General features: G+C 63.8%; 15 protein-coding genes. 6 read left to right on the top strand and 9 right to left on the bottom strand.

The window, feature by feature from the left end:
* Window positions 1-95: 95 nt before the first annotated feature.
* Window positions 96-1130: an aspartate-semialdehyde dehydrogenase gene (locus MUO32_RS20955; protein ID WP_257950337.1), complete on the top strand. Its 1035-nt coding sequence runs from the start codon at window positions 96-98 to the stop codon at window positions 1128-1130.
* Window positions 1131-1340: 210 nt separating this feature from the next.
* Window positions 1341-2162, top strand: coding sequence for a lytic transglycosylase domain-containing protein (locus MUO32_RS20950; protein WP_257950336.1), 822 nt, complete (start codon window positions 1341-1343; stop codon window positions 2160-2162).
* Between the two features lie 83 nt (window positions 2163-2245).
* Here the strand turns inward: MUO32_RS20950 and MUO32_RS20945 are convergent, their stop codons facing one another.
* The 3 genes from MUO32_RS20945 to MUO32_RS20935 all read right to left on the bottom strand — a co-directional run bounded on the left by MUO32_RS20945 (window position 2246) and on the right by MUO32_RS20935 (window position 4128).
* Window positions 2246-2887 (bottom strand): carbonic anhydrase, encoded by a 642-nt coding sequence (locus MUO32_RS20945; protein WP_257950335.1) that lies wholly within the window; start codon window positions 2885-2887, stop codon window positions 2246-2248.
* 86 nt (window positions 2888-2973) lie between these two features.
* On the bottom strand, window positions 2974-3849 hold the full coding sequence (gene pdxY / locus MUO32_RS20940) for a pyridoxal kinase PdxY (protein WP_257950334.1): 876 nt from the start codon (window positions 3847-3849) through the stop codon (window positions 2974-2976).
* 51 nt (window positions 3850-3900) lie between these two features.
* The gene (locus tag MUO32_RS20935; protein WP_257950333.1) at window positions 3901-4128 is read right to left on the bottom strand and encodes a hypothetical protein; all 228 of its coding nucleotides are present in this window, start codon (window positions 4126-4128) and stop codon (window positions 3901-3903) included.
* On the opposite strand from MUO32_RS20935, the gene MUO32_RS20930 reads away from it, so the two are divergent.
* Complete coding sequence (locus tag MUO32_RS20930; RefSeq protein ID WP_257950332.1) at window positions 4127-8908, top strand: NAD-glutamate dehydrogenase; 4782 nt, start codon at window positions 4127-4129, stop codon at window positions 8906-8908. The genes MUO32_RS20935 and MUO32_RS20930 overlap by 2 nt on opposite strands.
* A gap of 85 nt (window positions 8909-8993) precedes the next feature.
* Window positions 8994-10379: an MFS transporter gene (locus MUO32_RS20925; RefSeq protein WP_257950331.1), complete on the top strand. Its 1386-nt coding sequence runs from the start codon at window positions 8994-8996 to the stop codon at window positions 10377-10379.
* A 58-nt stretch (window positions 10380-10437) separates the two neighbouring features.
* Here the strand turns inward: MUO32_RS20925 and purH are convergent, their stop codons facing one another.
* The 4 genes from purH to htpX all read right to left on the bottom strand — a co-directional run bounded on the left by purH (window position 10438) and on the right by htpX (window position 16328).
* The gene (gene purH / locus MUO32_RS20920; protein ID WP_257950330.1) at window positions 10438-12048 is read right to left on the bottom strand and encodes a bifunctional phosphoribosylaminoimidazolecarboxamide formyltransferase/IMP cyclohydrolase; all 1611 of its coding nucleotides are present in this window, start codon (window positions 12046-12048) and stop codon (window positions 10438-10440) included.
* A 115-nt stretch (window positions 12049-12163) separates the two neighbouring features.
* Window positions 12164-13846, bottom strand: coding sequence for a heparinase II/III family protein (locus tag MUO32_RS20915; RefSeq protein ID WP_257950329.1), 1683 nt, complete (start codon window positions 13844-13846; stop codon window positions 12164-12166).
* A gap of 113 nt (window positions 13847-13959) precedes the next feature.
* Window positions 13960-15294, bottom strand: coding sequence for an RsmB/NOP family class I SAM-dependent RNA methyltransferase (locus tag MUO32_RS20910; RefSeq protein WP_257950328.1), 1335 nt, complete (start codon window positions 15292-15294; stop codon window positions 13960-13962).
* 68 nt (window positions 15295-15362) lie between these two features.
* On the bottom strand, window positions 15363-16328 hold the full coding sequence (htpX, locus tag MUO32_RS20905; RefSeq protein ID WP_257950327.1) for a zinc metalloprotease HtpX: 966 nt from the start codon (window positions 16326-16328) through the stop codon (window positions 15363-15365).
* 157 nt (window positions 16329-16485) lie between these two features.
* Between htpX and MUO32_RS20900 the strand changes: the two genes are divergently transcribed.
* Window positions 16486-16683, top strand: a complete 198-nt coding sequence (locus MUO32_RS20900) for a DUF1674 domain-containing protein (protein ID WP_257950326.1) — start codon at window positions 16486-16488, stop codon at window positions 16681-16683.
* Between the two features lie 71 nt (window positions 16684-16754).
* Here the strand turns inward: MUO32_RS20900 and acs are convergent, their stop codons facing one another.
* Window positions 16755-18710, bottom strand: coding sequence for an acetate--CoA ligase (gene acs, locus MUO32_RS20895; protein ID WP_257950325.1), 1956 nt, complete (start codon window positions 18708-18710; stop codon window positions 16755-16757).
* A 234-nt stretch (window positions 18711-18944) separates the two neighbouring features.
* Here acs and MUO32_RS20890 point away from each other — a divergent pair, with 234 nt between their 5' ends.
* Window positions 18945-19643 (top strand): DUF1013 domain-containing protein, encoded by a 699-nt coding sequence (locus MUO32_RS20890; protein ID WP_257950324.1) that lies wholly within the window; start codon window positions 18945-18947, stop codon window positions 19641-19643.
* A 77-nt stretch (window positions 19644-19720) separates the two neighbouring features.
* Here MUO32_RS20890 and MUO32_RS20885 read toward each other — a convergent pair whose 3' ends face one another.
* Window positions 19721-21619 carry a propionyl-CoA synthetase gene (locus tag MUO32_RS20885; RefSeq protein ID WP_257950323.1) on the bottom strand — a complete coding sequence of 633 codons (1899 nt, stop codon included), beginning with the start codon at window positions 21617-21619 and terminating at the stop codon, window positions 19721-19723.
* Between the last annotated feature and the right edge of the window lie 111 nt (window positions 21620-21730).

Raw genomic sequence — 21730 nt, 5'->3', positions numbered from 1 at the left:
TCTCTCCCCGGTATGGCCGGGGACCGAAACCCGCGTCAAGGCCGGCGGGTTTCCCCTCCTGACCCCGCGGAGAGACAGAGAAAGAGAGCATAAATATGGGTTTCAAGATCGCAATCGTCGGCGCGACCGGCAATGTCGGCCGTGAGATGCTGAACATCCTTTCCGAGCGGGGCTTCCCGGCCGACGAAGTCGTGGCGCTGGCCTCCAGCCGCTCGTTCGGCACCGAAGTGTCCTTCGGCGACAAGACGCTGAAGGTCCAGAACCTCGAAAACTACGACTTCTCGGACACCGACATCTGCCTGATGTCGGCCGGCGGCACGGTTTCGCAGAAGTGGTCGCCGAAGATCGGCGCCAAGGGCTGCGTCGTCATCGACAACTCGTCCGCCTGGCGCTACGACGCCGACGTTCCCTTGATCGTTCCGGAAGTGAACCCGGACGCCATCAGCCTGTTCACCCGCAAGAACATCATCGCCAACCCGAATTGCTCGACCGCCCAGCTGGTCGTCGCACTGAAGCCGCTGCATGATCGCGCCAAGATCAAGCGCGTCGTCGTCTCGACCTATCAGTCGGTTTCCGGTGCCGGCAAGGAAGGCATGGACGAACTCTTCCAGCAGACCCGTGCCGTCTTCGTGGCCGACCCGGTCGAAACGAAGAAGTTCACCAAGCGCATCGCCTTCAACGTCATTCCGCATATCGATAGCTTCATGGAAGACGGCTACACGAAGGAAGAGTGGAAGGTTCTCGCCGAAACCAAGAAGATGCTCGACCCGAAGATCAAGGTAACCTGCACGGCCGTGCGCGTTCCGGTCTTCATCGGCCATTCCGAATCTGTGAACATCGAGTTCGAAAACGAAATCACGGCGGACGAAGCCCGCGAGATCCTGCGCGAGGCGCCGGGTTGCCAGGTCATCGACAAGCACGAGGACGGCGGCTACATCACGCCGTATGAATCGGCCGGTGAAGACGCCACCTACATTTCACGCATCCGCGAGGACGCGACGGTCGAAAACGGTCTCAACCTCTGGGTCGTCTCCGACAACCTGCGCAAGGGTGCCGCCCTCAACGCCATCCAGATCGCCGAGCTGCTCGTCGCGCGCGGCCTGATCAAGGCGAAGAAGCAGGCCGCCTGATTTTTGGGGAGGGGTCGCGCATTTCGGTGAAATGTGGCAACGATCCTTTAACCAAGTTTAAATAAAAGTCCCGGTTGTTCCGTTTGAGAACAATCGGGACTTCGCTTTGACCCAGGCCTCGCGGCCTGAAGTTCACGGCAAGGTGCTATGACAGGAACAGGGGGCATGCCATGCTCCCGCAGCGGAATTCACGAGATCACGGGGTTTTTCATGGGCATGATCAAGAGCGTGGCCAAGGTGCTGGCCGCAATGATCGCCACGGCGGCGGTACCGGCAGCGGCACAGGCCGCCAAGTGCGGCAACGATGCGAGCGGTTTTTCGGCCTGGGCCGAGGCGTTCAAGGACGAGGCGGCCGGCCGCGGCATCAGCCGCTCGACGCTCGACAAGGCCTTCGCCAATGTCAACTATGCCAAAGCCACGATCCGCGCCGACCGCGGCCAGAAAAGCTTCAAGCTCTCGCTTGACCAGTTCATGCAGAAGCGCGGCGGCAAGGCCATCATCAACCGCGGCAAGAGCCTGAAGAAGCAGAATGCCGCGCTCTTCGAGCGTATCGAAGCCCGCTACGGCGTGCCGGCCGGCCCGCTGCTCGCCATCTGGGGCATGGAAACCGGCTTCGGCGGCTTCCTCGGCAAGGAACATACGCTGTCAGCCGTTGCGACGCTCGCCTATGACTGCCGTCGCTCGGACTACTTCACCAACCAGCTCTACGCCGCCCTGCAGCTCGTGCAGAACGGCACGCTGAGCACGACGGCCCGTGGCGCGGCCCATGGCGAAATCGGCCAGACGCAGTTCCTGCCGGCCAACGTCCTGAAATACGGCGTCGACGGCGACGGCAACGGCCGCATCGACCTCGTCGGCTCGAAGGCCGACGCGCTCGCCTCCACAGCCAACTTCCTGCGCGGCCACGGCTGGAGCGCTGGCGGCGGCTACCAGCCGGGCCAGGGCAATTTCGGCGCCCTTCAGGGCTGGAACGCGGCAAGCGTCTACCAGCGCGCGATCGCCATCATCGGCGCGGAAATCGACGGCGACTGATCGCACGACATCCCGAAGTTCGAAAAAGCCCGGCGCGGGAAACCACGCCGGGCTTTTCTGTATCCGTATCGGGCTGGAAATGCCTATGCGCTCGGACGTGTGAAGTCGCCCGTGGCCGCGTCCATGATCCACAGTTCACCGGTCGAGATGTCGAACCAGGAGCCGTGCAGCTGGATGCGGCCCTTCTCTTCGAGAATGCGCACGCAGGGGAATGTCCGCAGGTTGGCGATGGAGTTGCGGATCGAGACCCGCTCCAGCGCGCGTTGGCGTTCGGCCTGCGTGAGGATTTCCGCGCCCTGGATCTGCTCTGCGACGGGCTTCAGCATGCCCATCCACTTGCCGATGAAATCGCCCGGCGACAGCGGCTCGGCGTCCAGGTCGAGGGCGGCGGAGATGCCGCCGCAGCGGCCATGACCCATCACCAGGATATCCGTGACCTTCAGCGACTGGACCGCGAATTCGAGTGCGGCCGAGGTGGCGTGGAACTGGCCATCCGGCTCATAGGGAGGCACGAGGTTGGCGACATTGCGCACGACGAAAAGCTCACCCGGACCGCTGTCGAAGATCGTCTCCGGCGCGGCGCGGGAGTCACAACAGGCAATGACGAGGGTTTTCGGTTTCTGGCCGGTTTCGGCCAGCGCCCGGTAGCGGGCGGATTGCTCGGCATAGCGGCCGGACATGAAATTGCGATAGCCATTCAGAAGACGATCGGGAAAGCGGTTCATAGGTCGGAATACCCCCGTGATACGATCCACCGGACGAGGCTCCATCCGGTTTCCCGCATAAACCATCCGGACGGGATCGGCGCAAGTCAGGACCGGCGTGTTTGCGCCGGATGCACGAGACGACGCATGTGCACCATGGCCATCGGTGTGGAAATGCTCGATGCGTCCTGCTCCAGCGTCAGCTCGTCGGCGCCGCGCTTGGCAGTGCGCGCCACGATCTCGAAGACGCTCGCCGTCGCCAGCATCAACGCCCGCTCCTCGGGCAGGTTTTCCATCAGCCGGGACAGGAAGATTGCCGCGAGCAGGTCGCCGGTACCGTTCGGCGGGCTTTCCACGAGCCGATGTTCGGCCAGCAGCGCGCTTCGCCCTGAGAGATAGAGATTGCCCGTGCTGCCCGCCATCAGCGGCAGCGAGGAGGTGACGAGCATGCGCGACGGGCCGAGCGAGAGGGCCGCTTCCACGATCGCATTGTTGTTGTCCAGCGGCGCGCCGGCAAGCCAGGCGAGTTCGAAGCGGTTCGGCGTCGCGATCGAAGCGAGCGGGATCAGGCTGTCGCGGATCGCGACCGCCGTCTCCTCCGGCACATAGAGACCGCGCTCGTCACCGCAGACGGGGTCGCACATATAGAGAAGGTCGGGATTTTCGGCCCGCAGGCTCTCGACCAGCCGCGCGACGGAACGCGCCTGCGCCGCGCTGCCCAGATAGCCCGACAGGACCGCCTTCACCTCGCCCCGCCAGGGCGCGCGGATCAGGTCGGAAATGATTGCATCGAAATCGGCTTCGGAAATGGCGACGCGCGTGGCGCGTCCATGGCCCGGATGCCAGGGCAGGATGACGGTCGGCAAAGCCCAGACGGGATGGCCGAGCGTTTCGAGCGCGAAGACCGCCGCACGGTTGCCCACCGTGCCGCGCACCACGTGGCTCGAAATGACGATGACGGTGCCCTTGTCGCTCCCGCTCATAAGCCGGCTTCCTTCGTTGTGCCTGAGTGATGGCAAGGGGGCGCCGGACTGTCAACGCCCGAGGCATTCCTGCCGTTTTGTTGCAGGACAGCACAGCACGCTCTCCGCCGGTTTTTGGCTGCTTTTCGACGAAAAATCGGCGATTTTCCGATAAAGCGACAGCAGAACTGACCTATCTCGGACAAAATCGATTGAATTTTCTCGCAAATGCACAAATTTCGTCGCGCGTATTTTTTCTTCTGCTAACGTCCGGCCATCGGATTCGAGGGAGAATTCCATGGGTGCCCGGACCAACGTGAAACGAGAAAAACACATCGAGGCCGCAAAGGCCGCAGCCGCCGCTCTCGGCGCAAAAACACTCAACCCCGACATCCTTTTCGGGCGTGCCAGCAAGGACGATCTGGATCACTATACCGGCCCGATGCTCGCCGCCGCCGCCGCCCATGCCATGGCGGAAATCGAGGCCTGGGACGGCAGCGCACCCCGCGTCACCGTCACCACCCTGCCGGACGTGAAGCCGCAGGGCCAGCCGGTCTCCGTTCTCTCCGTCACCGACCGCAACCAGCCGTTCCTCTACGATTCGGTCATGGGCGAAGTGACGAGCACGCACCGTGATGTCCACCTCGCAATCCACCCGATCCTCGTCGTTTCCAAGGACGAGGCGCCGAAACTCTTCTCGCCGGACGAGGAAAGCGAACCGGCGCAGCGCGTCAGCCATATCGAGATCCATCTTTCCGAGCTGGCACCCAATGAGGCAGCAGCGCTGGCCGACCGGGTGATGCACGTGCTCGACCAGGTGCATCTGGCCGTCGATGACTGGCCGTCCATGCTGGAAAAACTCAACGGCGCCACTGCCGACATGGAGCGCTACGCCAAGGACAAGCCCGGCAAGGGCGAAGCGCTCGCCTTCCTCGACTGGCTGCGCGGCAACAATTTCACCTTCCTCGGCATGCGCGACTATTCCTATTCCGGCAAGGGCGAGCAGGCGACCGTGGAACGCGGCGACGAAGGCCTCGGCATTCTCTCCGACCCGGATGTGCGCGTGCTGCGGTTGGGCAAGGACGCCGTCACGACGACGCCTGAAATTCTGGAATTCCTCGAAGGTCCCGACTTCCTCATCGTCACCAAGGCGAATGTCAAATCCGTCGTGCACCGCCGCGCCTATATGGACTATGTCGGCCTGAAGCGCTTCGACGAGAAGGGCAAGGTGGTGGGCGAGCTGCGCATCGTCGGCCTCTTCACCTCGACGGCCTATACGCACGCCGCCGGCCAGATTCCGCTCCTGCGTTCCAAGGTCGAGGCGGTCATCGAGCACTTCGGCTACGACCCGAAGAGCCATTCCGGCAAGATGCTGATCAACACGCTCGAATCCTACCCGCGTGACGATCTCTTCCAGATCGATCCAGGCCTTCTCGCAACCTTCAGTGAGCAGATCAACGAGCTTTCCGACCGGCCGCGCATCCGCGTCCTGCCGCGCATCGACCGTTTCGACCGCTTCGTCTCCGTCATCGTCTACGTGCCGCGCGAGCAGTACGATTCCGACGTGCGCGAAAAGATCGGCAATTATCTGAAGTCGGCTTATGACGGCCGCGTCTCGGCCTATTATCCGGCTTTCCCCGAGGGTGGCCTTGCCCGCGTGCACTTCATCATCGGTCGTTCCGGCGGCAAGACGCCGCGCATCGCGCAGAACAAGCTGGAACAGGCGGTGCGCGAGATCGCGACGCGCTGGACCGACCGTTTCGAGGCGCTGTCCAGCGCCGACGGCCTGCGTCTCGCCACCGATCCTGGCTACCAGGAAGACTTCACGCCGGCCGAAGCGAATGCCGACCTCGCCCTCATTTCGACGGCGACCTCACAGAACCCGATCCGCATCTCGTTCTACCGCAAGGCCTGGAACACCGACCTTGCCTCGGTCGAGCTGAAAATCTTCCACGCCGACGAGCCCGTCTCGCTGTCGCGCCGCGTACCGCTGCTCGAAAATCTCGGTTTCAACGTCATCAGCGAACAGACGCATGACCTGACGCTCGCGACCTTCGACGGACATGAGCGCCGCGTCATCCTGCATGACATGGAGCTGAAGCAGCGCGACGGCCTGGAAATCAACCTTGCCAAGCTGAGCCCGATGCTGGAGGAAGCCTTCCTCGCGGCCTGGCATGGTGACGTGGATGACGACGCGCTGAACCGTCTCGTGCTCACCGGCGGCCTGTCGGCCCGCGAAATCATGGCGCTACGCACCTATTCGCGCTATCTGCGCCAGACCGGCATCGCCTATTCGCAGGGCTATATCGCCGATACGCTCAACAAGTATCCGGCGATTGCCGCCAACCTCTTCCGCCTGTTCGAGACCCGCCTCGATCCGAAGCTCAGCGACCGTCAGCGTGAGAAGAAGTCAGGCGATGCGGCAACCGCCATCGAAGACGCCCTGGCGAACGTGCCGAGCCTCGACGAGGACCGGATTCTCCGCCGCTACGTCAACGCCATCCAGGCGACGCTGCGCACCAACTACTTCCAGCACGATGCCGACGGCAAGCCGCGCAAGACGTTTGCGATCAAGCTCGATCCGAAGGCGCTCGACGGCCTGCCGGAGCCACGCCCGTTCCGCGAGATCTTCGTCTATGGCGCGGAAGTCGAAGGTGTGCACCTGCGCTTCGGCAAGGTCGCCCGTGGCGGCCTGCGCTGGTCCGACCGCGCGCAGGACTACCGCACGGAAGTGCTCGGCCTCGTGAAGGCCCAGCAGGTCAAGAACTCGGTCATCGTGCCGGTCGGCGCCAAGGGCGGCTTCTATCCCAAGCAGCTTCCCGTCGGCGGCAGCCGCGACGCCGTCTTCAAGGCCGGCACCGAGGCCTACAAGACCTATATCCGCACGCTGCTGTCTGTCACCGACAACATCGTCGGCCAGGACGTCGTGCCGCCGGCCGATACGGTGCGCATCGACGGTGACGACCCGTATTTCGTCGTCGCCGCCGACAAGGGCACCGCGACCTTCTCCGACACGGCCAACGGCCTGGCGCAGGAAGCCGGCTTCTGGCTCGATGACGCCTTCGCCTCGGGCGGCTCGGCCGGCTACGACCACAAGAAGATGGGCATCACCGCCCGCGGCGCCTGGGAAACCGTCAAGCGCCACTTCCGCGAGATGAACATCGACATCCAGAAGACCCCGTTCACCGTCGCCGGCGTCGGCGACATGTCGGGCGACGTCTTCGGCAACGGCATGCTGCTGTCGCGCAAGATCCGCCTTGTGGCGGCCTTCGACCACCGCGATATCTTCATCGATCCGAATCCGGATACCGACACGTCCTTCGCCGAGCGCCGCCGCATGTTCAACCTGCCGCGCTCGAGCTGGCAGGACTATGACCGTTCCGTCCTCTCCAAGGGCGCGATGATCATCCCCCGCACGGAAAAATCCGTGACGCTGACGGCGGAAGCCATGGCGGTCATCGGCATCGACAAGGCCAAGGCGACGCCGTTCGAGATCATGACGGCGATCCTGAAGGCGCCGGTCGATCTGATGTGGTTCGGCGGCATCGGCACCTATATCCGCGGCCAGAGCGAGACGGACGCGGAAGTCGGCGACCGCGCCAACGACCCGATCCGCATTGTCGGCGAAGACGTGCGCGCCAAGGTGATCGGCGAGGGCGCCAACCTCGGCGTCACCCAGCGTGGCCGCATCGCCTTCGGTCTCAAGGGCGGCCGCAGCAACTCGGACGCCATCGACAACTCGGCCGGCGTGAATTCGTCGGACGTCGAGGTCAACATCAAGATCGCGCTCGCCTCGGCCATGCGCGACGAGCGGCTGACGCGCGCCAAGCGCAACGTGCTGCTCGCCTCGATGACCGACGAAGTCGGCCATCTCGTGCTGCGCAACAACTACCTGCAATCGCTAGCGATCTCGCTCATCGAAAAGCAGGGTACGGCCAACCGCGCACCGCTGACCCGTCTGATGGACCGCTTCGAGGCCGCGGGCCTGCTCAACCGCAAGGTCGAGACCCTTCCCGACGACCGCACGCTCGCCGAACGCTACCAGGCCGGCAAGCCGCTGACGCGGCCGGAAATCGGCGTGCTGCTCTCCTATGCCAAGCTGGTGCTGTTCGACGAACTTGTCCATACCAGCTTGCCGGACGAGCCTTATTTCGAACCGACGCTGACCGGCTACTTCCCGGCGAAGATGCAGAAGGCCTATGCGGACGATATCCGCACGCACCGTCTGCGCCGCGAGATCATCGCGACGATCCTCGCCAACGAAGTGATCAATCGCGGCGGCCCGGCCTTCATCAACGGTTTGACCGACGGCACCGGCTTCGGCCCGGCCGATGCGGTGAAGGCGGCGGTGATCGCCCGCGACGGTTACGGCTTGACGGCGCTCTATGCTGGCGTCGATGCGCTGGACAACCAGGTCGCCGGCACCCTGCAGAACGAGCTCTATGAGGAGATCGGCCGCATCTATGCCAGCGTCACCAGCCTGCTTCTGACCACCGGCGCCGTCTCCGGCCCGCTGGACCAGGCGGTGCACAAGCTCAAGCAGGCCCTGAAGCAGCTTCGCCCGCAGCTTTCGACGCTCGTGTCGGACGCCGCCGGCGACGAGGCCCGCCGCAAGGCGCATGCCTATGAGGACGAAGGCGTACCGGCCGAGCTTGCGGAAGAAATCGCGACGCTCTCCATGCTCACCTTCGTGCCCGAGGTCATGCTGATCGCCAACGCGACGGGCGATTCGCTCGCCAAGACGGCACAGACCTTCGCCGGTATCAGCGCGACGCTGAACGTCGGCCGGCTCCTGTCCTCGGCAAGCCGCATCCCGACCGGCGATCTCTACGAGGCGCTCGCCCTCCAGCGCAGCCTCACCGACATCGCGAATGCCCGCCGCGACCTCGCCACCGTGGTGCTGACGCGCCACAAGGGCGACAAGGCGCCGCTTGCCACCTGGCAGCAAGGCGAGGGGGAACGGCTCGCCCGCGTGACGGCAAACCTCTCGGCCCTGACGGAAGGTGGCGAAGCGACGCTCGCCAAGGTTTCCGTCGCCGCCGGCATCCTGAGCGACCTTGCGCAGGAAAGAGCGAAATGACACAGTCCTCAAGCCGGCTGACGGACCCCGTTAGCCGGCTTGAGGACGGGCGCGGTCATCGCTCCCGCCGAATTGGGGAGGAGCGATGACGGTTGTGACGGAAAGCCGGGAGCCACGGACAAGCCGTCTCGGCATAACAGGCTGGATGCTGTTCGACTGGGCGGCCCAGCCGTTCTTCACGGTCATCACCACCTTCATCTTCGGCCCCTATCTCGTCTCGCGCCTCACGCAGGACCACGCCGCCGGCCAGGCGGCCTGGAGCTATACGCTCACCCTCTCCGGCATCGCAATCGCTCTGCTCGCGCCCATCATGGGCTCGATTGCCGACGCCTCGGGCGCGCGAAAACCCTGGATCGCCGTCTTTGCCGCCATCAAGATCGTGTCGCTTGCCGCGCTCTGGTACGCCGCACCCGGCAGCAGCCTGCTTTTCGCCATGGCGCTGATCGTGCTCGCCACGGTCGCAGCGGAATTCTCCATCGTCTTCAACGATTCCATGATGCCGCGGCTTGTGCGCCCCGAAGATATCGGCCGCATCTCCAACATCGCCTGGGGCCTCGGCTATCTCGGCGGCATGATCGTGCTGATCGCCGTCGTCGCGCTGCTCGCCGCCAATCCCGAGACCGGCAGGACCGCCATCGGAATAACCCCGCTCTTCGGGCTCGATGCCGATACCGGCGAGGACGCCCGCATCACAGGGCCGATCTCTGCACTCTGGTACTTCGTCTTCATCCTGCCGATGTTCTTCTTCACGCCCGACCAGAGCAAGGGCCTGCCCATCGCCAGCGCCGTGCGCGCCGGCTTTGCCGACCTCTCGGAGACGCTGAAAGACCTCAGGAACAGGCCCGGCATCTTCCGATTTCTCGTCGCCCGCATGATCTACCAGGATGGCGTCAACGGCCTTCTGGCGCTCGGCGGCACCTTCGCCGCCGGCATGTTCGCCTGGCAGACCTTCGAACTCGGCATCTACGGCATCATTCTCAACGTCGTCGCCATCGGCGGCTGCCTCTATGCCAGCCGGCTCGACACGCGCCTGGGATCGAAAACCGTCGTCATCATGAGCCTCGTCTGCCTGACCATCGCGACGGTTGGCATCGTCTCCACCGGACCGGGCTTCACTTTGTTCGGCCTCATCCCCCTTCCGACAACGGATTCCGGCGGCCTGTTCGGCACGGCGGCGGAAAAGGCCTATATTCTCTACGGCCTGCTGATCGGCGTCGCTTTCGGCCCCGTGCAGGCTTCGGCGCGTTCCTATCTCGCCCAGAGCATCCATCCGGACGAGGCTGGCCGTTATTTCGGCCTCTATGCCCTCTCGGGCCGCGCCACGTCCTTCCTCGCCCCGCTCTCCGTCGCGCTCATCACCACCGCAACGGGTTCCGCCCGGGCGGGCATGATGGCACTCATCGCTTTCCTCGTCGTCGGCTTTCTGCTGTTGCTGCGCACACCCTATCCAGCCGCCAAAATCGAAGCCTGAAACGTAAAACGCCCCGCAAGCGGGGCGTTTCCATTTCCGGAACGACTCCGGCTAAAGGTCAATGGCGGAAGTGGCGCATACCGGTGAAGACCATGGCGACGCCGGCTTCGTCCGCCGCGGCAATGACTTCAGCATCGCGCATCGAGCCGCCGGGCTGGATCACGGCCGTTGCGCCGGCGGCAATCGCCGAGAGCAGGCCGTCAGCGAAGGGCAGGAAGGCTTCGGACGCCACGGCGGAACCGCGCGTCAGAGGCTCCGCTAGCCCCATGGCCTTGGCCGCTTCCTCGGCCTTCAGGCCGGCGATACGGGCAGAATCCACACGGCTCATCTGGCCGGCGCCGATACCCGCCGTCTGGCCGTCCTTGGCATAGACCACGGCATTCGACTTGACGTGCTTGGCGACCTTGAAGGCGAACTTCATGTCGACAAGCTCCTGCGCCGTCGGTGCACGCTTGGTGACGACCTTGAGTTCGAGATCCTCGACCATGCCATTGTCGCGGCTCTGCACGAGCAGGCCACCGGAGACCGTCTTGGCGGAAAGGCCGGGTACGCGCGGATCGGGCAGGGCGCCCGTCACCAGCAGGCGCAGGTTCGGCTTGCCGGCGATGATGGCGCGGGCCTTCTCGTCGGCATCGGGCGCGATGATGACTTCGGTGAACAGCTTGACGATCTCTTCCGCCGTCTCGCCGTCGAGCGTCGAATTGAGCGCGATGATACCGCCGAAAGCCGAGACCGGGTCGCAGGCAAGCGCACGCGCGTAAGCGTCCTTCAGCGTCTTGCCGGTGGCGACGCCGCAAGGATTGGCGTGTTTGATGATCGCGCAGGCCGGACCGTTTTCCGGCAGGAACTCGGCGACCAGCTCGAAGGCGGCGTCGGTGTCGTTGATATTGTTGTAGGAAAGCTGCTTGCCCTGCAGCAGGGTCGCGGTGGCGACACCGGGACGGTTCTCGCCGGTGACGTAGAAGCCCGCCTTCTGGTGCGGATTCTCGCCGTAGCGCATCTCTTCCTTCAAGACGCCGCCAAGCACGCGGTGGCGCGGCATGGCGATATCGAGCGCCTCGGCAAACCAGTTGGAGATTGCCGCATCATAGGCGGCCGTGCGGGCATAGGCTTTTGCCGCGAGGCGCTGGCGGAAAGCGTAAGAGGTCGAACCGTCGGCAAGCTCCTCGAGCAGGACAGGGTAATCCGAGGGATCCGTGACGATGGTCACATAGGCGTGGTTCTTTGCGGACGCCCGGATCATCGCCGGCCCGCCGATATCGATGTTCTCGACCGTCGTCGGATAGTCGCCGCCCTTGGCGCGAACCTCTTCGAACGGATAGAGATTGATCACGGTCAGATCGATGGCACCGATGCCATGGGCCTTCATCGCCTCGACATGCTCGGCGTCGTCGCGGATCGCCAGCAGACCGCCATGCACGGACGGATGCAGCGTCTTCACGCGGCCATCCATGATCTCCGGAAAGCCCGTGACCTCCGAAACGTCGGTCACCGCGAGGCCAGCCTCGCTGAGCGCCTTGTGCGTACCGCCGGTCGACAGCAGGCGAACGCCTTTTTCCGCAAGCGCCCGGGCAAGCTCGACCACGCCAGCCTTGTCGGACACGGAAAGAAGCGCGGTGCGGACGGCAACGCGATCGGGGGCGGGGATTTTCTTGGAAACAACGGCCATGGGGCGCTCCGTTCTGACGGCCCCCTTGAGCAGGGGGCGGATGGTCATGCGCCCCGTTATCACAGGCATGGCCTGGAGAAAACCTTGAAAGTCCCGAATTCGCAGCCGCAAGCGCTTAGCGCTGCCGCGCCAGCGACCACTGAACCTCGGGCACCTCGGCAAGCGGCATGGTCAGCGTCAGCTGGCGGGAGGGGCGTACCCCGGAGGGGTCGGCGAAGAAGACGTCCTCCTCCTCCTCGACCGGCACATCGAGGCAGGTCAGCGACCAGGCCTCGCCATCCGGCGCCACCAGCCGCGTCTCGTTGGCCGAGGCACGGTAGAGCTGGATGGTCGGATGGATATGGAAGCGCACGACCGCCGTACCCTTTTCGATGACCGCATTGGGCGTCGCCGGCTTGAAGAAGCGCTCACGCCCTCGGATTTCGCCGCCCGTCGCCGAAACGAGGATATCGCGCTCATAGAGCAGGCCAAACCGCTTGAGGTAGCCGTCATGGCTGGCAGTCACGCCAGCGGCCCCGGAATCGCGCTCGATGCGCGAGACATTCACCTTGCTGACGCCACCGATGATGATCGGCCCGAGGAACCGTGAGCCGGAGATGCGCGAGGACGATGTGTCGTTCAGCGTCGCCACCGAATGCGCCGCCGTCATGCGCGACATCTGCCGCATGCCTTCGCCGGCAAAACGCGGCCGGCCGGAATTGACGATGAAGCGGTTCTTTCCGGAGGATATCTCGACGGAGAGCGCGCCGGCCGCAGCCGTCGACGAGAGATCGACGGATTTCGGCGCGCCCGTATCCATCAGCACGACGGTGTCTTTCACCGCCACCCGGTCATAATTGAGCGAGGGCAGCGCCTTGAAAGGTGCGCCCCCCGTCTCGTCGTAGCGCAGCGCCGACATCAGCTCGTTTGCCAGCGTATAGGTGGCACCGTTGAAGAGCGCGAGTTCGCCGCCCTGATGGCGGAAGAAGCGCAGGGCCGGATAGATGCGGTCGATGCAGGGAATGAGCTGCGCCGGCATGTCGTGGCCGAGATTGACGTAGGTCTGGCGCAGCGGCAGCAGATCGAGAAGGAGATCGAGGGCCGCGCGCGGATTGCGTGAGCAATGGCCGCCGTCGGGCAGGATCTGCCGGTCGAGTTCCTCGTCGAGATGGCGCGCGGCTTTGCGCATCTTGGACGGCGACGACGGCATGGCGATGGAGGCCATGGCAAGCGCGATGCGCACACGCAACCGTGGCTCGCCGTCGCGCGTCGTGTCTGCGACATGGCGCAGATAGCGCACCTGGAAGGCAAGGCTCTTCAGGAAACGGCGGTAGAAGGGATAATCCGCATCCTTCAGCACGACGGGCGAATGGGAAAGCCAGGCGATGATGCGCTGCGCCGTGACGTCCGGCCGCCAGGCCAGCCCACCGATGACGCGGCCATGGCTCTGCAGCCAGTCATCGACGATGAAGCGGGTCGTTTGCGCCGCCCGTTCCGGATCGACGAGCCGCATATGGCGCAGCCAGCCGAAGCAATGCAGGCGAACGGCGAACTCCTCAGACGGCAGCTCCAGCGCGAAGGGCGATTCGCCCTCGCAATCAAGGCTGCGGCCGGCGAGCGGAAAGCGGCCCGCGGTAATTTCTTCGCCGGCGAAGGAATCGGCGGGGTGCAGGTCCGTCGGCGCGACGATCAGACGGTCCGGCGTGCCGCCGGAAAAGCGCATGGCACTGATTCGTCCCAAGGCAAGCCTTCGCGAGAAGCGCCGCCAGCCCTCACGCATATACAGATAGGATAGCCGCTGTCTGTCGGAAAGCTGCATGGTTAACGAATGCCTCCAGACCTATAGGTAGGCCGAGCAGAGGAGCGTCGTCAATTCATCGTCTGCTGATGGACTGTTGATGACCCCGGCAATATTTTGGGATGGTTTTGCGCTCAACCGGCTTTTCTCAGCCTAACCGCGTAAAATCCATCCAATCCGCCGGCATGATCCGCCGTTACCGGCAGCATGGCGGGCGTCGTGCGCAGTTCGCCGCGCGGTGAGACCGCGCCCTCGAGGCCCGGCCAGTCGGCGGCGTCCGTGGGGATGATTCGCCAATCCTCGTTATCGGCGAGAACGCGGGAGACCATGTTCTCGCCCTCGTCGGGATCGAGCGAGCAATTGGAGAAAACGAGGTCGCCGCCGGGCTTGACCAGCGTCAGGGCATGGCGGAGCAGGCGCTCCTGCAGCCGCGCGAGTTTTTCGATATCCTCGGGCCCCTTGGTCCACAGCACGTCCGGATGTTTACGGATCGTGCCGGTGGAGGAGCAGGGCGCGTCGAGCAGCACGGCATCGAAGAGATCATCGGAGCGGAAATCCGCCATGTTGATTTCCTGCGTCGTCGCCGAAAGACGAAGCCGCTCAAGATTGCCGATGAGCCGCTTCAGCCGGTTGCCGGACTGGTCGAGCGCCGTCACCTCGGCACCGGCGAGCAGGAGCTGCGCCGTCTTGCCGCCGGGTGCCGCGCAGAGATCGACGACGCGCTTGCCCGCGAGATCGCCGAAAAGCCGGGCCGGAAGGCTTGCTGCCGCATCCTGCACCCACCATTGACCGTCTTCAAAACCTTCAAGCGCCGGAATGGCGCCGGCTCCGGCGGGAAGGCGCACGGATCCCGTCGGCAGCACGAGGCCGCCGAGCCGCGCGGCCCAGCCCTCAGCATCGGATTTGACAGTGAGGTCGATGGCTGCGGGTTCAAGCATCATGTCGGAAATACGCCCCGCATGCTCGCGGCCATAGATGGCGACGAGGCGGTCATAAAACCACTCGGGAATGACGGGAATCGCGCGGGTCGCGATCAGATGCGACGCCTTTTCGCGTGACAGGCGACGCAGCACCGCGTTGGTGAGGCTGGCGAAACGGCGGTTGCGCGGGTCGAGCTGCGCCTGCTCGACGGCGAGATCGACAGCGGAATGGTCCGGCACGTCGAGATAGAGGATCTGTGCTGCGGCGACGGTCAGAACGTGGTGCAGCGCACGCGCACCATCGGGCAGCGGCGTGCCGACAAGCGTGTCCAGAATGGCCTCGATACGGGGGAGGTGGCGCAGCGCCGTATTGAGAATGGCGCGCACCAGCGCACGGTCGGCATCGTTCAGCTGGCGATAGGCGGGGTTGCCGTTTTCCAGATCCAGCATGCCATCGAGCGACGTCCTGCGATCGACGACGGCCGCGAGAATTTTTGCGGCCGCCTGACGGGCGCGCAGACCCGGCTTTTCCGACTGGCCGTCGGTCACCTCGGGCTCAGGCCGCCTGGAGCCGCCATGACGTTTCGGATGGGGTTTGTTTCTGCGCGTATCGTCGTTCAAGACCAGGGACCTTTGGGCGGTTCGGAACCACCGCGTCCCCAGCCCGTCGTCGGTACAGAGCGCGATTTGCGTGACGGAGTATCAGCCCGAACCGGTTCCGTCGAGCGGGCCTGCATGCCACGGGCCATTTCCTGGAGCGCCGCGATGCGGTTTTCCGTGTTCGGATGCGTCGAAAACAGGTTGTCCATGCGTTCGCCCGACAGCGGGTTGATGATGAACATATGCGCCGTTGCCGGATTGCGCTCGGCGGCATCGTTGGGGACACGGCCGGCGGCAATGGCGATCTTCTTCAGCGCCGAGGCGAGCCAGAGCGGGTTGCCACAAATCTCCGCGCCGCGCTTGTCGGCGGAATATTCGCGCGTGCGGCTGATCGCCATCTGCACCAGCATGGCGGCGAAGGGCGCGACGATCATCGCGACGATGACACCGATGAAGCCGAGCGGATTGTTGTTCTCGCGGTTGTTGCCGCCGCCGAAGAACATGGCGAAGTTGGCGAGCATCGAAATCGCACCGGCAAGGGTTGCCGTCAGCGTCATGGTCAGCGTGTCGCGGTTCTGGATGTGCGCCAGCTCATGCGCCATCACACCCGCCACTTCCTCATAGGAAAGAGCCTGGAGGAGGCCTGTGGAGGCGGCCACGGCGGAGTTTTCCGGATTGCGGCCGGTGGCGAAGGCATTCGGCTGATCGCTGTTGATGACGAAGACGCGCGGCATGGGCAGGCCGGCGCGCTTCACGAGGTCGCGCACGATGCCGTAATATTCCGGCGCCGAACGTTCATCGACCTCCTTGGCGCCGTACATGGACAGCACCATCCGGTCGGAATTCCAGTAGGAGAAGAGGTTCATGGCGATCGCGACGACGAGTGCGATCATCATGCCGCCCTTGCCGCCGATGAGCAGGCCCACGCCCATGAAAAGCGCCGTCATGACGGCGAGAAGCATGGCTGTGCGAACGATGTTCATGCGTTTTCGGCTCCTGTGTGGTCTCGCGCTTGACTATCCATGCCCGTTGTCAAGGACATGTTTCACGTGAATCACTGCTTTCCACAACGTCTTCACGCTTCTATATGATGGTAAGCCAACAGCAGTTCTTCAATATCCCGCAAGGATGCCGATTTTCATGAACAGCGACAACGACAATCATTTGGACGGCCGCAAAGTACTTCCACCCGCGGCACTGCGCGCCCTTCAGGAAGCGGAGGAACGACGCAAGGCGGCCGAACCGGCCGCGCATGCCCCGGAGATTGGTGGACGCGGCGGCGAGGACCCTGCGCGGTTCGGCGATTGGGAGATCAAGGGCAGGGCGATCGATTTCTGAAGCGCGGAATCCGGCTCAGAAACGGAAAATGGCGGCCACTGGCCGCCATTTCCTTTTGTTTCGCGATGCGTTCAGCCAGCCGCCTTGTTCTGGCGATTGGCGATCAGATCGTCCACGACGGCGGGATCGGCAAGCGTCGAGGTATCGCCCAACGCACCGAAATCGTCCTCGGCGATCTTGCGCAGGATGCGGCGCATGATCTTGCCCGAGCGGGTCTTCGGCAGGCCGGGTGCGAACTGGATCTTGTCCGGCGTGGCGATCGGGCCGATTTCCTTGCGCACGTGCTTGACGAGATCCTGGCGCAATGCGTCGTTGCCCTCCTCGCCGGCCATCAGCGAGACATAGCAATAGATGCCCTGGCCCTTAAGGCTGTGCGGATAGCCGACGACGGCGGCTTCCGAGACGAGATGGTGCGAGACGAGCGCCGATTCGATTTCGGCCGTGCCGAGGCGATGGCCGGAAATGTTGAGCACGTCGTCGACGCGGCCAGTGATCCAGTAATAGCCGTCCTCGTCACGCCGGCAGCCGTCACCGGTGAAATACTTGCCCTTGTAGGTGGAGAAGTAGGTTTCGACGAAGCGCTTGTGATCGCCATAAACCGTGCGCATCTGACCCGGCCAGCTATCGGTGACGCAGAGATTGCCGTCGGCGACCCCTTCCAGCACGTTGCCCTCATTATCGACAAGCTCGGGCTTGATGCCGAAGAAGGGCCGCGTTGCCGAGCCCGGCTTGAGGTCGGTCGCGCCGGGCAGGGGGGTGATCAGGATACCGCCGGTTTCCGTCTGCCACCAGGTATCGACGATCGGCGAACGGCCTTCGCCGACGACGTTGTAATACCATTCCCAGGCTTCCGGGTTGATCGGCTCGCCGACCGAACCGAGCAGGCGCAGCGACGACCGCTCGGAACGCTTCACGAAGTCGTCGCCCGCACCCATCAGCGCGCGGATCGCGGTCGGCGCGGTGTAGAAGATGTTGACCTTGTGCTTGTCGACCACTTCCCAGAAGCGGCCGGCATCCGGGAAGTTCGGCACACCCTCGAACATCAGCGTCGTGGCGCGGTTCGCCAGCGGGCCATAGACGATGTAGGAATGGCCGGTGACCCAGCCGACGTCTGCCGTGCACCAGTAGATATCGCCGTCCTGGTAGTCGAAGACGTATTTGTGCGTCATCGAGGCATAGACGAGGTAGCCCGCCGTCGTGTGCAGCACGCCCTTCGGCTTGCCGGTGGAACCGGACGTATAGAGGATGAAGAGCGGGTCTTCCGCCTTCATCTTCGCCGGCGGACAATCGCGCGGCACGGACAGGACTTCCTTATGGTACCAGAGATCGCGGCCCGGCGCCCAGCCGGTCTTGCCGCCCGTGCGGCGCACGACCAGAACCTTGTTGACGATGACATGGTTCTTCGCCGCAATGTCGATCGCCGTGTCGGTGTTTTCCTTGAGCGGGATCGGCTTGCCGCCGCGCACGCCCTCGTCGCAGGTGACAACGAAGGTCGATTCGCAATCGACGATGCGGCCGGCCAGCGCATCCGGCGAGAAACCGCCGAAGACCACCGAGTGGATGGCACCGATGCGCGCGCAGGCGAGCATCGCATAGGCGGCTTCCGGGATCATCGGCATGTAGATAGTGACGCGGTCGCCCTTCTTCACGCCGTGCTTCTTCATCACGTTCGCCATGCGGCAGACGTGTTCGTGGAGCTCGTTATAGGTGATCTTCTTGTCGATATAGGGGTTGTCGCCTTCCCAGATGATGGCGACGTCGTCGCCATGCGCCTTCAGGTGACGGTCGATACAGTTGTAGGAGACATTGGTGATGCCGTCCTCGAACCACTTGATCGGAACCTTGCCGTTGAAGGAAGTGTTCTTCACCTTCGTATAGGGCTTGAACCAGTCGATCCGCATGCCGTGTTTGTCCCAGAAACGCTCCGGGTTCTCGATGCTCTCGCGATACCATTTCTGATAGGTGTCGTTGTCGATAAGCGCACGGTTTTTTGCGGATTTCAGGACCGGATAGGTCTTTACGGACATGGCTTCCTCCCTATGACTGCGCATGCGCGGAAACCGTATTCTCCTCCGGTCCCGCCGTCTCGGCGCCATTCATATCAGGTCAAAGCATTACGGCAATTAGACAAAGGTCATTTGTCTCTTGAAGAATTGCATTTCTGCGACAGTGAGGGTATAGAGGGCGCAATTCCCGGAACATAGTGGTTAACTACCCGACGACCCGCGACACCGGCGCGGACGGACAGAAGGACTATATGCATGGCTCAGCAGCTCCTCATGCCAAAGGCGACAGCGGTCTGGCTGGTCGACAACACGGCGCTGTCGTTCGAACAGATCGCGACATTCTGCAAATTGCATCCGCTTGAAGTGAAGGCGATCGCCGACGGCGAATCAGCCCAGGGCATCAAGGGTCTCGACCCGATCTCGACCGGCCAGCTGTCGCGCGAGGAAATCGCCCGCGCCGAAGGCAACCCGAACCACAAGCTGAAGCTTTCCGAGCCGAAGGTCCGCGTTCCCGAATCCAAGCGCAAGGGCCCGCGTTATACGCCGGTCTCCAAGCGCCAGGATCGCCCGAACGCCATTCTCTGGCTCGTGCGCAATCATCCGGAACTCAAGGATGCGCAGATCTCGCGTCTCGTCGGCACCACCAAGTCGACGATCGAGCAGATCCGCGAACGCACCCACTGGAACTCGACCAACCTGACCCCGATGGATCCGGTGACGCTCGGCCTGTGCTCGCAGATCGACCTCGACCTGGAAGTCGAACGCGCCTCGAAGGGCCGGCCGCTGCCGACCGCCGCCGAACTCGGCGCCACGCTCGAATCCGCCCACGAAACGGAAAAGCTGCCCTACAGCGACCGTGAAGAGGAAAAGGAAATCGACGCAGACGCCGTCTTCGCCAAGCTGAAGTCGCTGAAGTCGGCCACACCGGATGAGGACGAAGACGACCGCTTCTAAGCGTCTCTTCATCGCAGAATATCAAAACCCGGCAGTCTCGAGCGGCCGGGTTTTTCTTTGCCTACCAAACTCCGAACCTAGCAAATCCGGCGGGTGGACAAGACCTCGACGATTTCGTCGAGGATGACAGGATCGTCGATCGTCGCCGGCATCTTCCAGTCCTCGCGGTCGGCGATCTTCTGCATCGTGCCGCGCAGGATTTTTCCCGACCGGGTTTTTGGCAGGCGTTTGACGCAGATCGCCATCTTGAAGGCGGCGACCGGGCCGATTTTTTCGCGCACAAGACCCACCACTTCCTGCTCCACCAGCGATGATTCACGTGAAACATTGCCCTTGAGAACGAGGAAACCGGCCGGTACCTGACCCTTAATGCCATCGGCAACGCCGATGACCGCGCATTCGGCGACATCAGGATGGCTCGCGCAGACCTCTTCCATCGCACCCGTCGAGAGCCGATGGCCGGCGACATTGATGATGTCGTCGGTGCGCGACATGATGAAGACATAACCGTCATCATCGATATAGCCGGCATCCGCCGTCTTGTAGTAGCCAGGGAATTCCGACAGACAGGCCGTGCGGAACCGCTCATCGGCGTTCCAGAAGGTCGGCAGGCAACCCGGGGGAAGGGGCAGCTTGATGGCGATATTGCCGAGCGTGCCTGAGGACACTTCATGGCCGGCGTCGTCGAGCACATGCAACTCGTAGCCCGGCATGGGTACGGTGGGCGAACCGTGTTTCACGGGCAGCGCGTCGAGACCGAGCGGATTGCCGACGATCGCCCAGCCCGTTTCCGTCTGCCACCAGTGATCGATGACGGGAACGCCGAGCACCGCTTCGGCCCAGCGGATCGTATCGGGATCGGCCCGCTCGCCGGCGAGGAACAGCGCGCGAAGGCTGGAAATATCGGAGCGGCGGACAAGATCACCCTCCGGATCCTCCTTGCGAATGGCGCGGAAGGCGGTGGGCGCGGTGAAGAGCACTGAAACATCGTACTCCTGCACCACCCGCCAGAAGGCGCCGGCATCCGGCGTGCCGATCGGCTTGCCCTCGTAGAGCACCGTCGTGCTGCCGTTCAGCAGCGGCGCATAGACGATGTAGGAATGGCCGACGACCCAGCCGATATCGGATGCCGCCCAATAGACCTCGCCGGGTTTCACGCCATAGAGCGCCCGCATGGTCCAGGCGAGCGCGACCATATGGCCGCCATTGTCGCGGATGACGCCCTTGGGCTGCCCGGTCGTACCGGATGTATAGAGAATGTAGAGCGGATCGGTCGCCGCAAGCGAAGCGCATTCGACCGTGCGTCCGCGTGCTGCGGCCAATGCCGGACCGAGATCGACATCGCGATCCGCCTTCAGTTCCGCCGCAAGCTCCGGCCGCTGCAACACGAGGCAGTGGGCCGGCTTGTGGCGGGCAAGATCGATGGCCGCGTCGAGCAGCGGCTTGTAGGCGACCACACGGTTCGGCTCGATGCCGCAGCTCGCCGTCACGACGACCTTCGCGGTCGAATCATCGATGCGCGCGGCGAGTTCGCTTGCGGCAAACCCGCCGAAGACCACGGAATGGATCGCCCCGATGCGCGCGCAGGCCAGCATGGCGACGATCGCCTCGGGGATCATCGGCATGTAGAGAATAACCCGGTCGCCCTTTTCCACGCCCTGATCGGCCAGCACCGCCGCCATGGCATTCACCAGATCGAGCAGCTGCGCATAGCTGTAGCGCGCTTTGCGGCCGGTCACGGGGCTATCGTAGATCAGCGCCGCGACATCACCCCGCCCCGCCACCACGTGGCGATCGACGCAATTGTAACAGGTGTTGCCGCGCGCATCGGGAAACCAGCGCCCATAGACACCCTGGGCAGGATCGAAGATCTGCGTCGGTTCGGTAAACCAGTCGATCGCCCGCGCAGCCTCGGCCCAATGCCCCTCGTGGTCATCCTTCCAGGCGCGATAGATTTCGACATAGGTGTTTTGCATCGCTTCCTCCCGCCATGCCCGGCCGCCGAGCGGCCGGTTCCTCCACGGGAAGAATAGGAGAGGGGAGGCGATCCGCAAAGCCAGACCAAAGCCTCACACGAGGAGGCGGTC

Origin of the sequence: Shinella sp. CPCC 101442, from assembly GCF_024704725.1 — a bacterium.
GTDB lineage: Bacteria > Pseudomonadota > Alphaproteobacteria > Rhizobiales > Rhizobiaceae > Shinella.
This window is presented reverse-complemented; position numbering and strand designations above follow the sequence as displayed.

Bases quoted from the DNA above. Each gene is read 5' to 3' on its own strand.
- MUO32_RS20955 (WP_257950337.1), top strand. From the start codon at position 96: ATGGGTTTCAAGATCGCAATCGTCGGCGCGACCGGCAATGTCGGCCGT.
- MUO32_RS20950 (WP_257950336.1), top strand. From the start codon at position 1,341: ATGGGCATGATCAAGAGCGTGGCCAAGGTGCTGGCCGCAATGATCGCC.
- MUO32_RS20945 (WP_257950335.1), bottom strand. From the start codon at position 2,887: ATGAACCGCTTTCCCGATCGTCTTCTGAATGGCTATCGCAATTTCATG.
- pdxY (WP_257950334.1), bottom strand. From the start codon at position 3,849: ATGAGCGGGAGCGACAAGGGCACCGTCATCGTCATTTCGAGCCACGTG.
- MUO32_RS20930 (WP_257950332.1), top strand. From the start codon at position 4,127: ATGGGTGCCCGGACCAACGTGAAACGAGAAAAACACATCGAGGCCGCA.
- MUO32_RS20935 (WP_257950333.1), bottom strand. From the start codon at position 4,128: ATGGAATTCTCCCTCGAATCCGATGGCCGGACGTTAGCAGAAGAAAAA.
- MUO32_RS20925 (WP_257950331.1), top strand. From the start codon at position 8,994: ATGACGGTTGTGACGGAAAGCCGGGAGCCACGGACAAGCCGTCTCGGC.
- purH (WP_257950330.1), bottom strand. From the start codon at position 12,048: ATGGCCGTTGTTTCCAAGAAAATCCCCGCCCCCGATCGCGTTGCCGTC.
- MUO32_RS20915 (WP_257950329.1), bottom strand. From the start codon at position 13,846: ATGCAGCTTTCCGACAGACAGCGGCTATCCTATCTGTATATGCGTGAG.
- htpX (WP_257950327.1), bottom strand. From the start codon at position 16,328: ATGAACATCGTTCGCACAGCCATGCTTCTCGCCGTCATGACGGCGCTT.
- MUO32_RS20900 (WP_257950326.1), top strand. From the start codon at position 16,486: ATGAACAGCGACAACGACAATCATTTGGACGGCCGCAAAGTACTTCCA.
- acs (WP_257950325.1), bottom strand. From the start codon at position 18,710: ATGTCCGTAAAGACCTATCCGGTCCTGAAATCCGCAAAAAACCGTGCG.
- MUO32_RS20890 (WP_257950324.1), top strand. From the start codon at position 18,945: ATGGCTCAGCAGCTCCTCATGCCAAAGGCGACAGCGGTCTGGCTGGTC.
- MUO32_RS20885 (WP_257950323.1), bottom strand. From the start codon at position 21,619: ATGCAAAACACCTATGTCGAAATCTATCGCGCCTGGAAGGATGACCAC.